The organism is Synechococcus sp. PROS-9-1, from assembly GCF_014279775.1.
In the GTDB taxonomy this organism is placed as follows: Bacteria; Cyanobacteriota; Cyanobacteriia; order PCC-6307; family Cyanobiaceae; genus Synechococcus_C.
The window spans coordinates 1,799,434-1,820,239 of the sequence record NZ_CP047961.1 but is presented as its reverse complement, the minus strand read 5'-3'; the positions used below and the strand labels follow the sequence as shown (position 1 = coordinate 1,820,239).

Genomic DNA, 20,806 nt, shown 5'->3' with positions numbered 1-20,806 from the left:
GAGTTCAGCTCAGCTGGGGAAGTTGAGGCTCAGCGGTATCGGCTGGAGGGGGCTCTGGTAAAGCAATGGCGTCCCCAGCCTCATCAAATAACCGCCAGCCATCTGGATCGGCTTCTAAGTGAATCGATCCTCCAATCGAAACGTTCAGGCTTGGATCGGCTCTCACCTGCACGAGGTGGTCCCCGTCCAGCAGGCGGCAGGTGAGCAGTTGTTCGTTCCCTAAAACCTCACTGTGACTCACTTCCGCTGGAAGATTTCGGTTGGTTGCTGGTGCAACATGCAGTTGCTCAGGACGGATCCCTCCGCTCAGCCGTTGGCCTTCGAGGGGCTGAAGTAGGGCCCTGGTGGGCTCCTCCACGTTGAGGCGTCTGTCGTTGAGCATCAACGTGGCACCAGGCCCGACATGCACGGGCAGCACGTTCATCGGTGGGCTGCCGATGAATTGGGCCACAAACAGATTGGACGGCCAGCGATACAACTCCATCGGAGTTCCCAGTTGCTGCAGGTGTCCTTGATTGAGCACGGCGATGCGGTGGCCCATGGTCATCGCTTCCACCTGGTCATGGGTGACGTAGATGGTGGTGGTCCCGAGTTGGCGCTGGAGGTCAACGATCCGCGCGCGAGTGCTCCCGCGCAATTTTGCGTCGAGATTGCTCAGCGGTTCATCCATAAGGAACACCTCTGGCTTGCGGGCCATGGCCCGACCAAGGGCCACCCGTTGTTTTTGTCCGCCAGATAGTTCCTTCGGTCGTCGATCGAGGAGCTGATCTAATTCGAGAGATTGCGCTACATCCTGGATGCGCTTCTCGAGCTGCTGCTCTCGATGCGAGGAGATCCTTAGCGCAGCAGGGAGATGACGTGTGTTGCGATGAAGTTGATCCTGGAGCTGTTGCAAACTCGTGCGCTGTTGGCTTCTCCTCAGGCCGAAGGCCAAGTTGTCACGAACGCTCAGATGCGGATAGAGCGCATAGCTTTGAAACACCATCGCCACATTGCGCTTCGCTGGCCTTAGGCCAGATACGGGTTGGTCTCCTACCAGGATCTCTCCAGAGCTGGGGGCTTCCAGGCCTGCCATCAGTCGCAGAAGCGTGCTTTTGCCGCAGCCAGAGGGACCAACGAGCACAAGAAATTCGCCGTCGGCGATGCTGAGCGAGAGATCACGAATCACCTCAACAGGCCTGCCCCCCCCACGGGACGGATAGTTCTTGCTGAGTGCCTCGAAGCGAACTCCGGCCAAGCTCTTGTCCTCGTACTCTTCGATCCTAGGGTTGGGAATTGGCCCCAACTGAGGCTTGCTGTGCAGTTCATCGACCAAGCGCGCATTTCCGTGCGGGGTGGCCGTGGTGGTGACGGCATCATGGCCTTCCGTCGAGAAAAATATGTTCCAGCGGGAGGACCTTCTGGTGGTGATGGAGGCCAGGGCGCGGATGTGGTGTTGGAGGCAGATTCCAACCTGCAAACCCTTTTGGATTTCAAATACAAACGGCTGTTCGCAGCGATTGATGGGCGCCGGGGAGGTCCGAATCGCTGCACTGGGGCATCAGGTCCGCCCTTGGTGATCAAGGTGCCATGTGGCACTGAGGTTCGTCATATGAGTACGGGAATCATGCTCGGTGACCTCACGACACCTGGAGAACGTCTCACCGTGGCGTTTGGGGGTCGGGGCGGGCTGGGCAATGCCCATTACCTGAGCAATCGAAATCGTGCTCCAGAAAAATTCACGGAGGGTCGTGACGGCGAAGAATGGCGATTGCAGCTGGAGCTCAAGCTGTTAGCCGAAGTGGGGATTATTGGGCTTCCAAATGCAGGGAAAAGCACGCTGATCAGTGTTTTATCTGCTGCTCGACCCAAAATTGCCGACTACCCGTTCACAACCCTGATTCCGAATCTTGGTGTGGTGCGCCGCCCGACAGGAGACGGCACCGTTTTCGCTGATATCCCAGGTTTAATTGCTGGTGCAGCCCAGGGCGCGGGGTTGGGCCACGATTTTCTCCGCCATATCGAACGCACCCGACTCCTCATTCACCTTGTGGATGGCGGCGCCGAAGATCCCTTGTTGGATCTGCGCGTTGTTGAAAAGGAGCTTGAAGCCTATGGACATGGGCTGGTTGAGCGCCCAAGAATTCTGGTCATTAACAAGCAGGAGCTCATTCAGCAAGAGGATCTGGACGCGATCGTTTCAGCTCTGACTGATGCCAGCGGACGCACTCCTCTCCTGATCTCGGCGGCGATGAGTCGTGGGTTGAATCAGATGTTGGATTGTGTCTGGAGCGAATTGGGGATCTAGGGCTGGCTGCAGGATCGAATGGGCATAAAAAAACCTGCCTTGGGAGACAGGCTCATCACCAAGAGTCCCGAGATCGCTCAGTCGTCGTAGACGCGGCACTCGTCGGCGTCTGGGTTTGCATCGCAATAAAGCTCGAGTGAGGTGGGGTCATGCTTGTCCTCAGGATTGTGCTCCTTGTATTCCTCAAGAGAATGAAGCTCACTAGTCAAGTGACGCACCTTTGCTTCATCGCCTGAAGCACGAGCCGCTTCAATCTCTGACTGATCTTTTTGGATGTGTTCGTCGATGGATTTCATGGAATCGGCGGCTCTTGAAAGCCAATTGCGATGGAAATATTTTACGGCTGCTTTCCTCTACTGCCACTGATCCTTCAGGCGAGATGGTTTCCGTAACAACATGGACGGCATCACTGACTGACGTGGATGGTGAGATCCATCCACGGGTGCAACGTCTTATGGCTCGAGTTCACTGAGCTCCAGCCAGCGCTCCTCACTGGTATGAAGCGAGTCCAATAAAGCGGCGAGTTCCAAACTCAGAGAGCTGAGATCTCCCCTACCGCTAGCAATGGTCTGTTCCAGCTCCTGTTTTCTCTGCTCCAGGGCGGGGAGATCGCTATCGAGGCGCTCCAGCTCCTTCGATTCTTTAAAGCTGCGCCGTTTTGGCTTGTTGGCTGGAGTTGAGAGCTGTTTGGAAGCTGATTTTGCCGAACGTTGGGCGCTTTCCTGTGCTGCCAGTGCTTCGCTTTGCACTTTCTCCAGATCACGACGGTGATCTAGAAATGCGCTGTAGTTCCCTTCAAAACGCTGCAGGCGTCCGTTCTCAAAACAAAAGAGACGGTCAACGGTGCGGTCTAGGAAATAGCGATCGTGGGACACGACCACAACACAGCCACGGAAGTCCTCGAGGAGGTCTTCCAGCACACTCAGGGTCTGGACATCCAAGTCATTGGTGGGCTCGTCGAGCAGCAACACATTGGGTGCCTGAATCAACATGCGGCACAGGCTTAAGCGCCGTCGTTCTCCACCAGAGAGTTTGCTGAGGGGGCTGTGTTGTTGTGCTGGTGGGAACAAAAAGCGTTCCAGCAGCTGAGATGCACTGAGTTGCTCATTCCCCAGGTCAATGGTTGATGCCGCTTCCTCGACAAAGTCGATCACTTTGCGATCTAACCCCTTCCCATCGCTGAGGACATCGGTGTGTTGGTCGAGATATCCGAGATGAACAGTTTCTCCAATCTGGAGGGACCCGCCAGTGGGCTGACGGCGTCCCGCGATCAGGTCCAGCAGGGTTGATTTGCCACTGCCGTTGGGGCCAATGATTCCGACACGATCTTCTGGGCTGAAGCTGTAACTGAAGTCTGAGAGCAACAAGGGGCCGTCCTTGTTGCCGTCAGCTGAGACGGAGAGATGCTCCGCCTCGATCGCTACCTTTCCAATGCGACGACTCACACTGGCCATCTCCAGCTGGGTGCGACTCTGTTTCGTTGGCGCACTCTGCATCTCGTCGATGCGTTGCAGCCGCGCTTTTTGTTTGGTGCTGCGTGCCTTTGGTCCTTGGCGTAACCAAGCCAATTCGCGTCGGAGCACGCTTTTGAATTTGGCAGCACCAGCGGCATCGGCGAGATTTTGTTCAGCTTTTCGCTGCAAATAAGCGCTGTAATTGCCGTCAATACTGCGCGCTTCCCCCAGCTCCACTTCCACGATCCTGCGGGTCACGCGATCCAGTACATAGCGGTCATGGGTAACGAGGACGACCGCTCCTGGATACCGATCCAGCCAGCTTTGCAACCACTCCACCGCTGCGGCATCGAGGTGGTTGGTGGGCTCATCGAGAAGAAGCACATCAGGACAAGCCACAAGGGCCGATGCCAGTCCTACCCGTTTGCGATATCCACCTGAAAGAGCTTCTACAGGGCTGTGCAGATCAGTGATGCCAAGCCTTTGCAGGACTTCCTGGCACTGTTGTTCGAGACTCCAAGCCTCGGATTCATCCATTCTTTGACTCAGCACTCCCAGCTCGGCTAGGAGCACTGCGTTATCCGGACTGTCGGCAACGGCTTCGCTGAGCTCACTGAAACGCAGCAGCAGGTCTCGTTTCTCTCCGCACCCTGCCAACACCTGTTCCAAGACGGTGAGGCCTGGGTCCACGCTGCTCTCCTGGCCCACAAGCTCGACCCTTAACCGCGATGAGCAGCGTCGTTCTCCTCCCCCAAGCGGCTCCTCCCCGGCAAGCACTTTCAGCAAGGTCGACTTCCCTGACCCATTGGGGCCAATTAATCCCAGGCGATCACCCTCACGAATGTGGAGGGTTAGGTCGGCAAACAGCGTGCGGATCCCGAAGTCTTTAGATGCATCGACAAGACTGATCAGGCTCACGTGCTCTTGGCCTTACGCAGGTCTTCCAGATAAGCAAATACGCTCTTATCGCCGACGTCAGCAGCGGCCTCCATCCCGAATTTGCGTAACGCAAGAATCACAAGAAGAGCCGAGGAAATCGCCATCATGCTGATTGCTGCTGGCCCTGCAATCAGGCCACTCAAATGACCGAGGAGTGCCACTGGCAGAAGCAGGGTGAGTCCGATTGCTTCTGGACGTCTGAAGCAAAAGAATTCCTTGAAGCCGATGCCTGCTAGGGCTGCAAACAGGGGACCAATCGCCAGGGTCCAAAGACGTTGGCTCTCGAGTGTGTTGAAAATGTCGGATGGACCGGCCTGGATGGCTAAGACCAGCCAGCCGATGCATCCCGCGGCCCAAAACAGTTGAAGGGCTTGATGGAGAGGGCGCAAATAGATGTGAATCCAGCGCAAGGCCAGGCCAAGTGATACAGAAAGGGGCATCAGCCATAGGGGCGCTAGCTGGGGTCCTACGAGGATCCATTGTCCGAGTCCGGCACTGAAGCTCAGCCCACAGATCAGCAAGCAGATTCTGTAGAGCTGAACCTCTCGCTGATCTTGAAGAGTGATGCAATAAAGGCCATACATGCCCTCAAAGCTGGGTTCTGATTGCTCTGCTCTTGCCATGCTGTTGGTCGTCATTCTGGTTTTGCCACTTCCGCTCCGATCAGTCTGCTCAGATCAGGGCTATCTGGAACAATTCCACTTGGGTTGAGGGGGAACAGTGCTCCGAAATAATCCTGTTTCCACTTTTGGCTGTCGCAACTCTCACTGACTCCAGGAAGCTCAAAAAATCGTTGACGCCAACTCCAAAGTGCTGGAAACATCCAAAGCGGCTTGGCGCTACAGCCAAATAGGGGGGCATAGACCATTTCCCAGCGGATCAAAGTGGGAAAAAGACGGACGTCCGCCAGCGTGAGTTGCTCGCCGCAGAGCCATGCTCCTTTGGTTTGCAAGCTTTCCTCCACTTGCTCCAAAGCTGAGAACAAGGCTTGGCTGGCTTGATCAAAGGCCCTTTGGTTCCGTGCAAATCCGCATCGATAGACGCCGTCGTTGATCGAGGGTTGGATCAACTCCTGCCATGAAGCAATCGAAGGTTTCAATGCGCTTGGGGCGAGATTGAGTGCCGTCGCCTCTGCTGGCCATGAACACAGTGCTGCGCTCAGGGGGGTGCTGTCATTTCCCAGCAATCGGGGTTGATCGGATGCGCTTGCACCCGGATCAACCATGACTGGCACCGTGGCTCGGTAGCTGGGAGGTGCCCCGCACAGCTTGTAAAGATCAAGGAGGCTGTCGCAGCCAAGCCAGGTCGGCTCCAGTCGCCATCGCCCTTCGTCGTGATCGGCATCGGCCATCAGCAGGTTGATGCTTGCGCTGAGTCCTCGCAGTTGAAACACCAGCCAGACACGATGCGCCCATGGGCAACTTCGGCCAACGATCAGGTGGGGTTTTGTCGTGCTTTCTCTTGCTTCAAGCTCCTTCGCCCCTAAGACGAGGGTTTGCATCGGCGTGCTGGTTGGGCGCCGATAGTGACCACCTTGATCGGCAGGGCCTAGTCCTCCCATCAAGCGGAGCCATTGCCAGCGCCATCCTTGACGAGCGCTGCGCACAATCAGTGGATGGATCGCCATCGTTGTTCCATTTCCACTTATCTTCCATCAGATTGTTTGAGGCTGCTGAGAGTTGATGCCGAGCCCTCGAGTGCTTGTGGTGGCTGGAACCCATGGGAATGAGATCAATGCTCCCTGGCTGTTGGAACAGTGGCAGCAGCAGCCGCATTTGATTCAGACCCACGGATGCGAGGCGCTCTCGGTGATTGGTAATCCCGATGCCTATGCCAAAGGTTGCCGTTATCTTGATCGAGATCTCAATCGTTCCTTCCAGCCTGGTCTTCTTCAGCAGGTTGGTTCAGAGCGGATTTCATCATCCAAGTTGGACCTCGAAGTTCAGCGTGCCTTCGACCTGGTGAGCCGTTATGGCCCGGAAGGCATCGAGGCCTGTGGGTTGGTGATCGATCTCCACAGCACTACGTCTTCGATGGGTAGCTCCCTTGTGGTCTATGGACGTCGGCCTGCTGATTTGGCCTTGGCGGCCCTTGTTCAGGGACGTCTTGGTTTACCGGTTTATCTCCATGAAGCCGATCAGGCTCAGCAGGGATTTCTGGTGGAAAGCTGGCCCTGTGGCCTGGTGATTGAAGTGGGGCCCGTCCCCCAGATGGTGCGTCACCACAAAATCCTGATGCAAACTCGCCTGGCTCTCGAGGCCGTCTTTGAAGCCTGCTCTGATGTGCTGGCGGGTCGAGCCCGCTACCCCAGGCAATTGGTGGTTCATCGCCATCTGGGGAGTCTTGATCTCCCGCGTTCTCCATCCGGTTCCCCCGACGCCTTTGTTCACCCTCAGCGTCAGGGTTCGGATTGGCAGCCCATGAGACGAGGTGATCCGCTCTTTCAGAAGGCAGATGGCAGCTGCGTTGCCCATGAGGGGGCTGATGGACAGGTCCCTCTTTTCATTAATGAAGCGGCCTATGCGGAGAAGGCCATTGCGTTGAGTCTCACTCTCAGAGAGAGCTGGCCTCTGTCTTTTGAATGGACAGAGGCACTTCAAGCGCAGCTCTTAGCGCGGTGATCCGTTGTAGAGGACCTCATTCACGGTTCGCCCATCTGGAGCAATCTGGATCTCTGTTTCTGTCGTTGGTGAACTGCCGTTTTCAGGCCAGCCTGGAGCTCCACCAAGAAATTGAAAGGTGTATCCGTTGTCGTCTTGGTTCACAAGGCAATCCCCTCCTCCATCGCTGGTCTGAAACATGCATGGCTGAGGGCGATAAACGCTAAGACCACCATTTTCTGCAACAGCAGTGTTGCGAGCCAAATTGATCGCTCTCACTGGGGACGCTGAGATGGTGTCTTGAGCGAGTCCAGGTGTTGCGCCCATCACGCTTGCACCAGTGATGACGGCCATCGCTGAAAGGGTACGGAGATTGATGCAGAACCAGAGATTGCTCCTTCATCGGAATCACGGTGGCGTGATCTGTCAACTGGATCTTGCATTTAACGGATCGTTCCGTTGTAAGAGACCTCCAGGATTCGGTCACCGTCTCTGGAGACAAGCACCGATGTCTCGATGGTTGGGTTGGGAGGGTTTTGCTGTTGCCAACCCGGAGCACCACCTTGGAACAGGAATTGGAACCCTTGATCGCTGATGGACTCGAGACAGGACCCTGCTCCGGTTTCGTACATGCAGCTTGCTGCTCTGTATTGACCTAAGCCTCCATTCAGCAACTCTGCACGCATGCGCGCGAGATTGGCTGCTTTTGGTTGGGTTAGTGGTAATGGCCTGGAGGCCTGTGCTGTTGCAGCATTTGGGGCTAATAGCCAAATTCCGCTGATGAGCGCCAACACTGTTTTGAACTGATTCATGCCGCAATTTTGACGCGATGAATCGCGTGTTCAACGGTCAAATCAAGCTGCAGGTGTAAACGGTTATGACTGGTTTCCCAGGCACAGCTCTACCCACAGGCCCAGGTGTTCTGTTCTTTGGTGCAGGGAAGGTCACTGCGTGTGCCATCAGCCCAGTAAATCCTCAACCTGTCATCAGCAGTACCAGTCCTCAATGTGATGGAACTGATAGGGCCGGTAGGAACCTTGTTGCTTCGGTCTGAAGGCGGTGGGATCTGTTCTCCGACTTGGCGTTCCAGCTGCTCGATGCGTTGTTCCAAGCGATTGATCGCTTTGCGCGCTGTCGTGTTGATAGGAACTGTTTCTGATCCGCAGGCGCTGAGAGCCATTGCCGCAGAACTGGTTAACGCAACAGTGATGACCCCTCGTCGGAAGCGGAATGCCCTTGAGCTGATTGTCATTGTTCCTGTTGCGATGAAACCAGTTTGGCTGGCTAGAAGGCGTTGCCTAGTCGTTCGCTCCAGTACACAACCGCTCCTTGAGCTTCAAGCTCATTCCGCCTATGGCGGGCCATGGCGACGGGAACGGTTTCCTCCGTGCGTTGGCCAGCCTGAAGCCATCGAATCAAAACCACGCGGCTCTCCTTGTGGGGGTCCGATGAAATCTTAAGCCTTCCTGAAGACGCCCTTGCTGAGGCTGCTCTTGGTCGGAGCAAAAAAGGAGTTTCGCTCTTAAGACTCGAACACAAACCGCAAACTTGCTTTACAATGCGTTTGGCGGGGCAACCTGCCCTTCCGTAACCGTCTCCTTGCGAGACCTTCTTTTCCGTTCTCATGACTACCACCATCCAGCAGCGCTCCGGCGCTAACGGCTGGCAGCAGTTCTGTGAGTGGGTCACCTCCACCAACAACCGTCTTTATGTCGGTTGGTTCGGTGTTCTGATGATCCCCACACTGCTTGCCGCTACCACTTGCTTCATCGTTGCTTTTATCGCCGCACCTCCGGTTGATATCGACGGCATCCGCGAGCCTGTTGCAGGTTCACTGATGTATGGCAACAACATCATCTCTGGTGCTGTTGTTCCTTCCAGCAACGCTATTGGCTTGCACTTCTACCCAATCTGGGAAGCTGCCTCACTCGACGAGTGGCTCTACAACGGCGGTCCTTTCCAACTGGTTGTTTTCCACTTCCTGATCGGCATCTACGCCTATATGGGACGTGAGTGGGAACTTTCCTACCGCTTGGGCATGCGCCCTTGGATCTGTGTTGCATACAGCGCACCTGTTGCTGCTGCATCTGCAGTGTTCCTGGTCTACCCCTTCGGTCAGGGTTCGTTCTCTGACGCCATGCCTTTGGGCATCTCTGGAACCTTCAACTACATGTTGGTCTTCCAGGCTGAGCACAACATCCTGATGCACCCCTTCCACATGCTTGGAGTGGCTGGTGTCTTCGGTGGTTCACTGTTCTCCGCCATGCACGGTTCATTGGTGACCTCCTCCTTGGTTCGTGAAACAACCGAGACCGAGTCCCAGAACTACGGCTATAAGTTCGGCCAAGAAGAAGAGACGTACAACATCGTGGCTGCTCACGGCTACTTCGGTCGCCTGATCTTCCAATACGCCTCCTTCAACAACAGCCGTAGCCTTCACTTCTTCCTTGCAGCCTGGCCTGTTGTCGGCATCTGGTTCACCGCTCTTGGCGTGTCAACCATGGCCTTCAACTTGAACGGCTTCAACTTCAACCAGTCGATCCTTGATGGTCAGGGCCGCGTCCTGAACACCTGGGCCGATGTTCTTAACAGAGCTGGACTTGGCATGGAAGTGATGCACGAGCGCAACGCTCATAACTTCCCTCTCGACCTGGCTGCTGCTGAGTCCACACCTGTGGCTCTTCAGGCACCTGCAATCGGTTGATCTGGAAATCATCCAAAGTTCAGATCAACTGAACTAGAAAGCTCCCGCCGAAAGGTGGGGGCTTTTTTGTGCATTCATTCGTCACTGAGAACATCAAGGAACTGCAACGCCTGGTCTTCGATCAGGATCATGAACTGATCGGAAGCCTTTAGCGATGGCAATCAATCCACACACGCCTCCTCCTGTTAATTCGATTGATTGTTCAGAGCACTGTGCGATTTGTGAGCTTCACTCCGATGTTCAACATCTTCGTGAAGTAGAGATCTGGCGCAATCGCCATTGGCTCTTGCGTCATCATCCCCATCCTTCTCCGCTGCTCGGTTGGTGTTTGCTCGATGCACGTCGCCATCTTGCTGGTGCGATCGACTTTCTGGGAGATGAAGCCGATGAATGGGGAACAGTCGTTCAGCAAGCTTCCAAACTCGTTAAGACGGTGAGTGGTTGCGACCGGGTCTACTTGATTGCCTTCGGTGAGGGTGCTCGTCATCTCCACCTGCATCTCATCCCTCGGTTTCAGGAGGATCAGCGCAGCGCGGCATGGAGTGTGGCTGATCTCTATCGCGATGTAGAAGCTGGTAGACAGCGCCTTGTTCAGACTGAAAATGTTCAAGAATTTCTTGTGACTGCTCGCCTTCTCGCTCAGAATGGTTTCATGAGTGGACCTAATAAGAGTTAATTCAAGGGTTTCACAGTTGTTTGATTGTCAAGAGGTACTTCTGGTGCCTTGATTTCTTCAAGCTCAGCCGTTGAGTCGAGGTGGTTTTTCTTTCTCTTCTCGGGGATTTGCATATTATCGAGAAAAGGTACGTCTTCAATTTGAGGCACTTCTTTGAATGGCCTCGTATTGTCAACGGGTTTTGTGTCATCAGCTGGCTCAATAGTTGAGTCGATTAGTTGTAGGGAGATTGGGCTTTGAACATTGGGCTTCTCTTTGGGGCCTACGATATCAATAGCTGTGCGTTCAACGACAAGTCGAAATCGCAGTCCTTGCCTTTTATTAATCTCTTCTTGAACAGCTGAAACTTGTTTGAAAGTTGGAAGTTCTGGGTCTAAAACACGCACGATAACTCGGACGACCGGTGGGTTTTGTCTCCAGTCGATATCAACTCTCTCGACATCAATTTTCTTCTTATCTCCAAAGGTTAAGGTCTCGCGCGTCAGAAATTGTTCAATGGTCTTTTCCACTGAATCGCGTGTATTTTCGTTTCTTGCTTGGCCAAGAAGATTGAAAAAACTAGTCCCTAGCGGAATCAGTAATAAACCGGTGAGTGCAAAGTTTGCGGCTCCTAAATGGCTTCGCTTGAGTTCTTGGCGAAAGTCAGAATCCATGCAGGCCATCAGGACTAATCCCCCGGTCAAAATTCCAAGAAGGTTGGTGGCAAATAGGAGACCCGCTCCCAATGCGTCCTCCCAGTAGGCATTGGATAGAAGTAGGCCCATCACGCAGACCGGCGGTACAAGCGCAACTGCAATCGCCGTTCCTGCGAGCGAGCTCACGGCATCACTGCGTAGCTTCGCGTAAGTGGCCAGTCCACCGGCCACAAGAGCGATCCCTAAGTCCAGAAGGTTTGGCGATGTACGCGCTGCGACTTCCGAGCCAAATTGAGGTAACCCGGCCAGCTTGCCAAGCAGAATTGACAAGACAGTGGTGGTGCACACGCCCACCAACAACGTCCGTAAGGAACGGGCGAGCAAGGGGATGTCACCAAAGAGCACGGCAAAAGCGGCGGCTCTTAGCGGCATGATCCATGGAGCCACAACCATCGCGCCAATCACGACGGCGGGGCTGTTGGCGAGCAAACCCAGGGTTGCGATCAGCCCTGCACCGATACTCAGCACGATGAACACTTCATCGAGTTCCGCATCGCTTCTAAAGCTGCGTTTCATGCGATCGAGCTTGCTGGGTTCGATGCTGGCCATGAACTCTGGTGTTGATGGTTTCAGTTTGATGACATGTCAACGCCAACCTGAACGCCAGATATCAGCAGATTCTGGATCCTCCGAGCAGGGTCGAGAGAGGCGCCATCTCTCGGATCAGTGGCACAAGTGATCACCTGACGCAGCTAGAGCAGTGAACTTGCTCACAGATTCTTCAAGGCAATGAAAAAACCCAGCTACAGCTCGGAGTCGTTGCTGTAAATGGGTTTGTGATTGAAGCCGATGACCTGACTTGAACAGGCGACCCACGCTTTACGAAAGCGTTGCTCTACCAGCTGAGCTACATCGGCAGCTTTAGGAAATTAACATTTGGCATTGCGCATTACAGGGTTTGAGCGACCGCGACTCTCAACGACAGTTGGATCCAGAACTGAAGGCGCGGCTCTTACAAGAAGCGCGCACTCCTTGGCGGTCGCTACGGCGCTTGCTCTGGCTCGCTCTCTTCGCTTCCGGAGGTCTTGGTCTGTTCGTCATGACCTTCAGAGTCACTGCTGGAAATGATGTTGTTCTCAGTGACCTGGTCATCCAGATCAGCGCTGTTGCTCTGTTCGGCAGCTTGCTCTGGTTCGATCGAACTCGCGAGCCCTGAATCAGCTGCTTCTGTGGGATTCAGTTCTTCTGGGTCGTGGGATGCGTTGGAGTCATGGTCGGAACCTTCCTGCGTTGAAATCTCAGTGGGTGGAGAAGTCTTAATGGTTGTTGGAGGTTTCTTGGGTTCATCAACTTCTGATGTGTTGAGATCTGCAGTGTGCCAATCCAAAGGTCCCAGGCGAAGAAGATTCAATCCGAGTGAAAACCTTGAGTCTTTTAGTTGTTGGTCACTCATCTCTATAGCCGCTTCAATGGCCATCGAAGGACGAGTGAGAAGCCAGATCGATTGAACGAGCTGATTCCATTGCCAAAAAATGATTGCAAGCAGTGGAGTTGCAATCAGCAGGCCTTGAAGGCGATGTCCGCTTCTTAAAGGAGACAGATCCGCGATCAGCAGCGAGGAGCGATCGATCCACCAGAACAACACAAGCAAAAGAACGGCCCCTGCTGCTCCAAGCAGTTTTAAGAGCAGGTTGTCCTGGCAGTGACTGATTTTCCGTTGCCAGGTTGTCCGCTCTTTTAAGGGTTGACGCACGAGGAGAAGGGAGCCCCAATCAACAGGCCGTTTCCAGAGCAAAACTGCAGGAGCAACAACGGCGATCCCCCAACAGAGAAGCCGTTCCACAGAGGGCACCGGACCAAGATCCGAGCCAGCCAGGATCAACCGAAGCAGCTGTAGCTCCAGTGGAATGGCTCCAATCGCCATCAACTGGAGCCAGAGAACCGGCTCGTTGCGTGCCGACATTAGGTGGCGAGCTTGCGGCGCTGGGTCACGAGCTTGTAGCCCTCAACGATGTCGCCGTCCTTCCAGTTCGCAAAGCGATCAGAGCCGATGCCGCATTCGAAGCCTGTGGCCACTTCTTTGACGTCGTCTTTGTTTCGGCGCAGGGAATCGAGATCTCCAGCGAAGACGATTTCTTTGCCGCGACGCACTCTCACCTTGCAGTTGCGTTGAAGTTTTCCGGTCGTGACATAACAACCAGCTACAGCGCTCTTGCCGATCGTGAAAACGGCTCGAACCTCTGCTTCTCCAAGAGACTCTTCTACAAGTTCTGGTTCCAGGAGGCCTTCCATAGCCAACTGGATGTCCTCCAGCAACTTGTAGATGACGTCATAGTCGCGAACGTCAACACTGTTGGCGTCTGCCGCTCGTTTTGCACCTGACGCCATTGAGGTGTTGAAGCCCACGATCACAGCGCCAGAGGCTGCGGCTAGATCGACGTCAGTTTCCGTGACTTCTCCAGGAGCGGACAGCAAGACACGGACCTGCACCTCGTCCTTCGGTAGCTGTTCGAGCGAGCCAAGGATCGCTTCCACACTGCCTTGAACATCGGCTTTGAGAATGAGATTGAGCTCTTTGAGTTCGCCCTCTTTGGCTTGGCCAGACATGGCCGTGAGTGACACGCGACGTGAGGCCATCTGTTGCGCCAGGCGACTCGCCCGGGCATCGGAAGCACGATCGCCGACGACAGCGCGTGCTGACTTCTCATCTGGGTAGACCTCAAACTCGTCGCCGGCCGTGGGCACTTCGCTGAAGCCAAGTGCTTCTACAGCGCAGGAAGGACCTGCTTCTTTCAAACGGCCGCCACCGTCATCCACCATGGCGCGCACTTTGCCCAGAACTGGGCCTGCAGCAAGCACGTCACCAGTGCGGAGTGTGCCGTTTTGAACCAGCAATGTGGCCACAGGGCCTTTGGCCTTGTCGAGATGGGCCTCGATCACAGTGCCTTTTGCGAGTCGATCGGGGTTGGCTTGTAGATCTTCTACCTCGGTCACGAGCAGGATCATTTCAAGCAACTTGTCGATGTTTTCTCCGCGGAGGGCACTGACGGGAACCATCACCACATCGCCTCCCCAATCTTCCGCCAGCAGGTTCTGTTCAGAGAGTTCCTGTTTGACGCGATCGGGTGAGGCTCCCTCTTTGTCGATCTTGTTGATCGCTACAACAACCGGCACTTCTGCCGCCCGTGCATGGCTGATCGCTTCAAGGGTCTGAGGACGCACCCCATCGTCTGCCGCAACCACCAAGACGGCAACGTCAGTGACTTTGGTGCCTCGAGCACGCATGGCGGTGAACGCCTCGTGCCCTGGGGTGTCCAGGAAGGTGAGCCTCTGAGGGGAATTGTTGTGCTGAATCTCTACTTGATACGCACCAATGTGTTGGGTGATTCCCCCTGCTTCTCCAGCGGCGACGCGGGCTTGGCGGATCGCATCGAGAAGGCTCGTCTTGCCGTGGTCGACGTGACCCATGACGGTGACGACGGGGGGACGGCGAATGAGATGGGCGAGGTCTTTCTCTTCGATCATCTCGACGGTCTTCTTGGCCGCCTCTTCGACATCATCCTGAAGGACAGGTACGCCGAATTCTTGAGCCACAGCTTCAATGGTTGGCATGTCCAAGGTCTGCGTGACCGTGGCAATGACCCCTTTGAAAAATAGGGATTTGATGATTTCAGAGCTCTCGATGCTGAGCATGTCAGCGAGCTCTTGCACCGTCAGGTTGTCCTCGGGGACCACGATCATCTCGGGCCGTACCTGTTTGGCTTCCCTTGCTGCACGAAGCTCCATCGCGCGGCGACGCTGACGCTGACGTGCGGTTTCCTTACGCCGCTTCCTGATGGCAGCAACTGGCTTGGGAGCTGGCTTGTGCTTCGTTCTCGGCTTGGAAGGACGGGCCAAGCTGGCGGAGAGAACCATCGCCTGGCGTTCACCAGCAAAGCCTCCGGTCTCAGCGGTTAGGGCATCATCGTTTTCGCCGATGATATGGACCTTTTGACGCTGTTTCTGAGGTGATTTACTGCGCAGCGCTTCCAGTTTTGCGCTGTCATCCCAGTCAGGCCGTCCAGGCCTGCGCTGACCACCAGCTCCTGGACCAGGCCTGAAGCCTGGACGCCTTGGTGCTGCTGGTGGAGTGGCTGTAGGTCGTGAAACAGGAGGATTGGCCTTGGCTCCTCCAGCGGCAGCTTCACCGCTTCGCGTGGCGACAGGCGTGCCGTCAACCCGTCTCGGCGGTGGCGCTGACGGTCGGTTATTCGGTTTTTGGAGCTGCATGAGCTCACCGGGGGCCACCGGCTTACGCATCCCTGGCATGCCACCAGGACGGGGGCTTCCAGGTCTTGCTGCACCAGGGGGACGTCCTTGTCCATCGCCACGGCCACTGGCGCCGTCATTGCTGCCATCTCTGCGGATGGGTTTGCCGACCAATTCCAGCGAACTCACGCCTGAGCGGGGTTGCCCTGGCTTAGACGGAGCATTCCCAGGACGTGTTGGCGCCCCTGGACGTTGAGCGCCTGCAGGGCGCTGCGGCATGTTGGAGCGCTGGCCTGGAGGCCCGCTTGGCCGAGGACTCACACCTGGGCGTTGTCCGATCTGACGGACGGGGGCACCAGGCGCAGCACGCTTGGGCTGTGGCCTGCCGACGAGTTCTGGTTTGGGTGCGGGTCGCTGAGGCGCCCCTCGGTTCACTGGGGCTTTCGGTTGCGGACGCGCTGGCGGGGCGGTAGGCCTGGGGCTGCTGGCTTCGCTGCCAGGACGCTTCACCGGTGAGGTGCCTGTTGGTCGAGCAGGAACAGGCGCAGGCTTGGCCGAGGTGGGCCTTGCAGGAGCTGATGGAGCAGAGGCGCTAGGAGCGGGAGCTGAAGCCTTTGGCGCTGAGGGCGCTGGAGCTGCCGCGGGCTTGGGCCGTGGTGTGGGCGCAGACGGTTTTGCTGCAGATGCTGCTGGCGCGGCCGGTGCGGGGGCGCTTGGTCGGCTCACAGGCTTTTGTGGTGCTGCTTGACGCGACACGGGCTGCTTCACGATGAGGGGCAGGGGTGCTCCTGGTCGTGAAGGTACAGAAGGTTTAGGCGATGGTTTTGCTGCCGCAGGAGCCACAGGTTTACTGGGCATAGACGGGGCTGCTGGACTGGATGCCTTTTGGACCGAAAGAATTGCTTTTCCAGGCGCTGGCTTGGCAGGAGCAGACGCAACTGGACTCCCACCTTGCTTTAAAAGGTTTCGGATTTTGCCGGCTTCTGTATCGCTGATGGAGCTGCTATGGCTCCTTGCCGCGATGGACAGCTTCTCGGCGGCATCCAGGACATCTTTGTTCTCCAAGCCAAGGTCCTTGGACAACTCATAAATTCTGACTTTGCCGCTGCTGGTCATTCAGGTCTCCGATCGGTCCGGGCACGGTGTGCCTCGGGGCTCCACACAAGTGGTGCCAATGTTCATCTTGCCTCAGCGGCTGCAACCCGAGGTTCGGTGAGCCGCTCTTTCAGCGCCGTCATTAAGCCTTCAGAAACCTGGCATCGCAGGGATTTCTGAAGCCTTTTGCGGCGGCGAGCCTCTTCAAAACAGGCCTCAGTCGGACAGAGGTAGGCCGATCGGCCCATTCCCTGATCGAGGAGGACCCCTTCCTGATGGTCACGAATCACTCGCAAAAGCATGCTTCGATCGAGCAGCTCTCGGCAGGCGACACAGCGACGGAGGACGGGGCGCGAAATGTTCACCGGGCTCCTTCCTCGTCATCGCTTGTGCTTGGGGCAACCTCAGAATCGAGCGCATCGTCCTGTTGTTCAGCCTGCTCTTCAGCATGTTGTTCAGTGTCAGCTGTTTCGACTGACTCCTCGACGGCTTCTGCCAATGGCTGTTCTGCTGAAGCTTCAGCGTCCTCGTAATACTCTCCGTCTTCCGTGTATCCCTCCTCGTCTTCGGGAAGGGGATAGAGCTCACGAAGTCGAGCATCTTCTTCGGCTCTGGCTGCCTGCTCAACGGCTATGCGCTCTTCCGCTTCACGTTGAAGGGCTTCTTCCTCTTCCCTCTGGGAGATGAGCTCAGCAACAACAGCATCTTCTGAGGTTTGGTCATATTCCGTTGAATTCTTGATATCAATTTTCCAACCCGTTAATCGAGCAGCAAGACGAACGTTTTGGCCTTCTCGCCCGATCGCAAGACTGAGTTGATCAGGTGGCACCAAAACATGGGCATGTTGCCCCTCGGGATCAACAAGACGCACCACCTCAACTCGAGCTGGACTCAGTGAGTTGGCGATGTACTGGCCGGGATCTTGGGACCAGCGGATGACATCAATTTTTTCGCCACGGAGTTCATTCACGACTTGTTGAATGCGTGAGCCCCGGGCTCCGATGCAGGCTCCAACAGGATCGACTTCTCTCTCGATGCTGTCGACGGCCACCTTTGTACGAGGTCCTACCGATCTGGATGGAGGATTGGCTTCACGGGCGACGGCAACGATACGTACGGAGCCCTCCTGAATTTCAGGAACTTCGTTTTCAAACAGATACACCACCAGCCCTGCATTGGCTCGACTCACAAAGAGTTGAGGACCTCGACGAGGCACCTCGCTGACCTCTTTAAGGAAGACCTTGAAGGTGGCGTTGGCGCGGTAGTTGTCGTTAGGGAGCTGATCACGTCTGGGCAATTCAGCTTCAACCTCGGGACGGCCGAGACCTGAACTCACGGCCATGATGATCGACTGACGCTCGAATCGAATCACGCGTGCTGTCAGGACTGGATCCTCAAGATCAGCGAATTCCTCTTGGATCATCTGTCGCTGCTGATCGCGCAGCTTTTGAGCCAAGACTTGTTTGGTCGTGGCAGCTGCCATGCGCCCGAAATCCTCTTTCTCGGGAGTGACGTCCAGGACGACGGTGTCGCCGGCCTGGGCGTCTTCAGCCACCTGCATCACCTCGGCCAAGGCAATCTGGTGGTCTTCACTTTCAACGTCATCAACAATGATTTTGCTAGCGAGCACCCGATAACCCTCTTCGTCTAGATCGAGGGCGACATCGAAATTGCTGAAGTATTCCTCTTCAAAAGGATCTTCACTGATCCCTAAATAAAGCGTGCGCCGATAGCGCTCATAGCCTTTTAAGAGTGCTTCCCGTAGGGCAGCCTCAACGACCTGAGGGGCGAGTTTCTTTTCCTCGCTGATGTCTTCGATCAGGTTGCTGAGGCCGGGGAGAAGGACGAGAGCCATCGAGGACGGGAGTGAAAGTCTGGGAGTGAGTGAGGTTGGAAAGAGGCTTAAAGGGGTCAGCCTGTGGGACTTGTGAGCTCAACAGAAATGACAGAGTCCCTCGAGATCTGTTTAATTCGCCCGTGAATACTGATCCTAATGAGATCTTCCGTTCGCTCTAAAAGAGTTCCGGAGTGCCTTTGTTGAATCCCTTCGGTGTCACGGTGAATCACGTCGACCGGATAGCGACGAAAAGTCTGGAAATCGCGATCCGATTGAAGCTGTTCTCCGATCCCTGGACTGCTGATCTCGAGGACATAAGCCTCGCTGAGAAAAGCAGAATTCTCCAGGGCTTCTCCCATCGGTGCACTGAAACCGGCGCAATCATCCAAGGTCACATCGTCTCCATTGGAGCGGCGAATTTGGATTTGCACCGTCATCGGTTGCATGTGGGCTAGGACCTGCAAATCAGCCAGCTCAAACCCGTGGTCTACGGCTGTGGCAGACGCCAAATCCTCTAGATCAGGGAGCAGTGGATGGGGCAAGAACAATCGGAGGGTTGTCGGGCGCCGGCCCGATGGTTGATGCTGCGATCACCCTCCCGGAGAGAGGAACTCACCAGGCCAATGAACAATGTAGTTGATTGACCATTCATGCATTAGCCGCAACCCTGCACCGATATGCGATAGCTGAATCCAGTTGCCCCAGGATGGTTGGTGGCTTCATGAATTCGTCGAAAACTTTTAAGTTGCTGCCGTCCGAAAACTTTAGGAAGGCTTCGATTGGGATCAGCTCTCGGTCTCTGCTTTTCCGACCTCAAAAGGGGCGATTTCTTCGTAGCGATCACCAGGCATTTCGACTCCTCTTTGGCTCAAATCTTGGTTGATACAAGCAGCCTTCTGTTCGTCTGTTTTTAGGTACTGACACACGCGAGCCCAAAGTTTGCTGCGGCTCCCGGTGGCACCGCGACTGAACAAAACCTCGTCGCTTTGATCAGCATTTTCATTGATCTCGATCTGACAGAGCTCGCATCGAAGTTGCATTGTTGACGACACGGTCATGGCTCTGCAGTGAAGAAAGAGTTGAACAAACTAATGCCGTGCTTCTTCTTCAAGTGAGTTGCATGATGAGTGTGCTCCGTTCACCAGAGCAGGGCCACTAGCGTGACGATCCTTGTGTATTCACGATCCTTGGCCGCCGGCATGAAGGTTTTGCAAATCATTCGCTGTTGTTGCCTGACAGCCTTTTTGGTCGTGTCTTGCTGCTTCAGCCTCCCCGTTCAGGCCGCTGATCTCTCATTTACAGCCAACGGGCACAGCTTTGTTGCCAATGCCGTCCGGGAGGTGGCGCCGTCGGTTGTACGGATTGACACCGAACGCTTGATTGAACGGCAGCCTTTTGATCCGAATTTGATTGATCCTCTACTGCGTGACCTCCTGGGAGAACCCGGCTATGGGATCGGCCCTGAGCGACAGAGGGGTCAGGGGTCAGGGGTTGTGATCGATGGGCGTGGTCTGGTGTTGACCAATGCCCACGTTGTTGATCAAGTCAGCACTGTCAATGTGACGTTGTCTGATGGGGAGCAGAGAGACGGGGAAGTGATTGGTCAAGATCCAGTCACCGATCTCGCGCTGGTCAAACTGTCTGGACGAGCCCTCCCCTCCCCAGCAACATTGGGGGACTCCGAGGCCTTGGAGGTTGGTGATTGGGCGATTGCGTTAGGTACTCCCTACGGCTTGGAGCGAACGGTCACGTTGGGAATTGTCAGCAGTCTTCATCGCAATATCAGCAGCCTCGGGTTTTCCGATAAGCGTCTTGATCTGATCCAGACTGATGCAGCCATTAATCCTGGTAATTCAGGCGGGCCGCTGGTGAATGCTTCCGGTGAAGTAATTGGGATCAACACGCTGGTTCGCTCTGGTCCAGGTGCCGGATTGGGTTTTGCGATTCCGATCAATTTGGCCTCCAGAGTTGCTGATCAACTTCAAAATGATGGCGAGGTTGTGCATCCCTACTTGGGAGTCCAACTTGTTCCTCTCACCGCTCGGATTGCGAGAGACCATAACCGTGATCCCAATGCACTCGTTGAATTGCCGGAACGCTCCGGTGCGTTGGTGCAATCGGTTCTTCCCGATAGCCCTGCTCAACGTGCTGGATTGAGGCGAGGTGATCTCATTGTTCAAGCTGGCGACGACACCATTCGAGATCCTCAGGATTTGTTGAAACAGGTGGACCAAGCTGAAATTGATCAGCCGTTGCTTTTGCAGGTACTTCGCAATGGGGGAGATCTGCAGCTTTCGGTGAAACCGGCTCCTTTGCCAGGAATGAGCTGAT

Annotated in this window: 21 protein-coding genes, 1 tRNA gene and 1 pseudogene; 6 read left to right on the top strand and 17 right to left on the bottom strand. The window is 55.5% G+C overall.

The annotated features are described in order from the left end of the window. Window positions 1–4: 4 nt before the first annotated feature. The gene (locus SynPROS91_RS09820; protein ID WP_186519700.1) at window positions 5–1,237 is read right to left on the bottom strand and encodes an ABC transporter ATP-binding protein; all 1,233 of its coding nucleotides are present in this window, start codon (window positions 1,235–1,237) and stop codon (window positions 5–7) included. Between the two features lie 60 nt (window positions 1,238–1,297). Between SynPROS91_RS09820 and cgtA the strand changes: the two genes are divergently transcribed. Next, entirely contained in the window at window positions 1,298–2,287 is a 990-nt protein-coding gene (gene cgtA, locus SynPROS91_RS09815) for an Obg family GTPase CgtA (RefSeq protein ID WP_186516411.1), read from the top strand. A 77-nt stretch (window positions 2,288–2,364) separates the two neighbouring features. On the opposite strand, the gene SynPROS91_RS09810 is transcribed toward cgtA, so the two are convergent. From SynPROS91_RS09810 to SynPROS91_RS09795, 4 genes are all read right to left on the bottom strand, one after another. Further along, window positions 2,365–2,583: a CP12 domain-containing protein gene (locus SynPROS91_RS09810; RefSeq protein ID WP_186516410.1), complete on the bottom strand. Its 219-nt coding sequence runs from the start codon at window positions 2,581–2,583 to the stop codon at window positions 2,365–2,367. A gap of 156 nt (window positions 2,584–2,739) precedes the next feature. Next, window positions 2,740–4,659: an ABC-F family ATP-binding cassette domain-containing protein gene (locus SynPROS91_RS09805; RefSeq protein WP_186516409.1), complete on the bottom strand. Its 1,920-nt coding sequence runs from the start codon at window positions 4,657–4,659 to the stop codon at window positions 2,740–2,742. Beyond that, the gene (locus tag SynPROS91_RS09800; protein WP_186516408.1) at window positions 4,656–5,318 is read right to left on the bottom strand and encodes a DUF2301 domain-containing membrane protein; all 663 of its coding nucleotides are present in this window, start codon (window positions 5,316–5,318) and stop codon (window positions 4,656–4,658) included. The genes SynPROS91_RS09805 and SynPROS91_RS09800 overlap by 4 nt, the downstream gene beginning before the upstream one ends. Further along, the gene (locus tag SynPROS91_RS09795) at window positions 5,315–6,307 is read right to left on the bottom strand and encodes a glutathione S-transferase C-terminal domain-containing protein (RefSeq protein ID WP_186516407.1); all 993 of its coding nucleotides are present in this window, start codon (window positions 6,305–6,307) and stop codon (window positions 5,315–5,317) included. The genes SynPROS91_RS09800 and SynPROS91_RS09795 overlap by 4 nt, the downstream gene beginning before the upstream one ends. A gap of 55 nt (window positions 6,308–6,362) precedes the next feature. On the opposite strand from SynPROS91_RS09795, the gene SynPROS91_RS09790 reads away from it, so the two are divergent. Continuing rightward, window positions 6,363–7,301 (top strand): aspartoacylase, encoded by a 939-nt coding sequence (locus SynPROS91_RS09790; RefSeq protein WP_186516406.1) that lies wholly within the window; start codon window positions 6,363–6,365, stop codon window positions 7,299–7,301. On the opposite strand, the gene SynPROS91_RS09785 is transcribed toward SynPROS91_RS09790, so the two are convergent. From SynPROS91_RS09785 to SynPROS91_RS09770, 4 genes are all read right to left on the bottom strand, one after another. Then, window positions 7,290–7,658 carry a hypothetical protein gene (locus SynPROS91_RS09785; protein WP_186519698.1) on the bottom strand — a complete coding sequence of 123 codons (369 nt, stop codon included), beginning with the start codon at window positions 7,656–7,658 and terminating at the stop codon, window positions 7,290–7,292. The two genes, SynPROS91_RS09790 and SynPROS91_RS09785, sit on opposite strands and share 12 nt — an antisense overlap. Before the next feature lie 65 nt (window positions 7,659–7,723). Next, window positions 7,724–8,092, bottom strand: a complete 369-nt coding sequence (locus tag SynPROS91_RS09780) for a hypothetical protein (protein ID WP_186516405.1) — start codon at window positions 8,090–8,092, stop codon at window positions 7,724–7,726. 89 nt (window positions 8,093–8,181) lie between these two features. Further along, window positions 8,182–8,532 (bottom strand): hypothetical protein, encoded by a 351-nt coding sequence (locus SynPROS91_RS09775; RefSeq protein WP_186516404.1) that lies wholly within the window; start codon window positions 8,530–8,532, stop codon window positions 8,182–8,184. A gap of 32 nt (window positions 8,533–8,564) precedes the next feature. Continuing rightward, a complete protein-coding gene (locus SynPROS91_RS09770; protein WP_186516402.1) occupies window positions 8,565–8,705 on the bottom strand; it encodes a hypothetical protein in 141 nt (46 codons plus the stop codon). Between the two features lie 199 nt (window positions 8,706–8,904). On the opposite strand from SynPROS91_RS09770, the gene psbA reads away from it, so the two are divergent. Together psbA and SynPROS91_RS09760 are read left to right on the top strand one after the other, a co-directional pair. Then, window positions 8,905–9,984: a photosystem II q(b) protein gene (gene psbA / locus SynPROS91_RS09765; protein WP_006854385.1), complete on the top strand. Its 1,080-nt coding sequence runs from the start codon at window positions 8,905–8,907 to the stop codon at window positions 9,982–9,984. A gap of 154 nt (window positions 9,985–10,138) precedes the next feature. Then, window positions 10,139–10,660: an HIT family protein gene (locus SynPROS91_RS09760; protein ID WP_255439731.1), complete on the top strand. Its 522-nt coding sequence runs from the start codon at window positions 10,139–10,141 to the stop codon at window positions 10,658–10,660. On the opposite strand, the gene SynPROS91_RS09755 is transcribed toward SynPROS91_RS09760, so the two are convergent. Further along, on the bottom strand, window positions 10,657–11,904 hold the full coding sequence (locus tag SynPROS91_RS09755; protein ID WP_186516400.1) for a DUF389 domain-containing protein: 1,248 nt from the start codon (window positions 11,902–11,904) through the stop codon (window positions 10,657–10,659). The genes SynPROS91_RS09760 and SynPROS91_RS09755 overlap by 4 nt on opposite strands. Window positions 11,905–12,139: 235 nt before the next feature. Further along, window positions 12,140–12,212 (bottom strand) — tRNA-Thr (locus SynPROS91_RS09750). A gap of 41 nt (window positions 12,213–12,253) precedes the next feature. On the opposite strand from SynPROS91_RS09750, the gene SynPROS91_RS09745 reads away from it, so the two are divergent. Continuing rightward, window positions 12,254–12,511, top strand: a complete 258-nt coding sequence (locus SynPROS91_RS09745; RefSeq protein ID WP_370586763.1) for a DUF3493 domain-containing protein — start codon at window positions 12,254–12,256, stop codon at window positions 12,509–12,511. 186 nt (window positions 12,512–12,697) lie between these two features. Here SynPROS91_RS09745 and SynPROS91_RS12250 read toward each other — a convergent pair. The 6 genes and pseudogenes from SynPROS91_RS12250 to SynPROS91_RS09720 form a co-directional block, all read right to left on the bottom strand. Further along, window positions 12,698–13,258: pseudogene (locus tag SynPROS91_RS12250) on the bottom strand (low-complexity tail membrane protein); the annotation flags it as partial. Beyond that, window positions 13,258–16,659, bottom strand: a complete 3,402-nt coding sequence (gene infB, locus SynPROS91_RS09740; protein WP_186516398.1) for a translation initiation factor IF-2 — start codon at window positions 16,657–16,659, stop codon at window positions 13,258–13,260. The pseudogene SynPROS91_RS12250 and the gene infB, both read right to left, overlap by 1 nt. 62 nt (window positions 16,660–16,721) lie before the next feature. After that, a complete protein-coding gene (locus SynPROS91_RS09735; RefSeq protein ID WP_186516396.1) occupies window positions 16,722–17,003 on the bottom strand; it encodes a YlxR family protein in 282 nt (93 codons plus the stop codon). Continuing rightward, entirely contained in the window at window positions 17,000–18,493 is a 1,494-nt protein-coding gene (gene nusA, locus SynPROS91_RS09730; RefSeq protein WP_186516394.1) for a transcription termination factor NusA, read from the bottom strand. The genes SynPROS91_RS09735 and nusA overlap by 4 nt, the downstream gene beginning before the upstream one ends. Before the next feature lie 56 nt (window positions 18,494–18,549). Further along, window positions 18,550–19,017, bottom strand: a complete 468-nt coding sequence (gene rimP / locus SynPROS91_RS09725; RefSeq protein ID WP_186516392.1) for a ribosome maturation factor RimP — start codon at window positions 19,015–19,017, stop codon at window positions 18,550–18,552. A gap of 243 nt (window positions 19,018–19,260) precedes the next feature. Continuing rightward, window positions 19,261–19,533, bottom strand: a complete 273-nt coding sequence (locus tag SynPROS91_RS09720) for a hypothetical protein (RefSeq protein WP_186516390.1) — start codon at window positions 19,531–19,533, stop codon at window positions 19,261–19,263. Window positions 19,534–19,674: 141 nt separating this feature from the next. On the opposite strand from SynPROS91_RS09720, the gene SynPROS91_RS09715 reads away from it, so the two are divergent. Next, a complete protein-coding gene (locus SynPROS91_RS09715) occupies window positions 19,675–20,805 on the top strand; it encodes a trypsin-like peptidase domain-containing protein (protein WP_186519692.1) in 1,131 nt (376 codons plus the stop codon). The last annotated feature ends 1 nt before the right edge of the window (window position 20,806 follow it).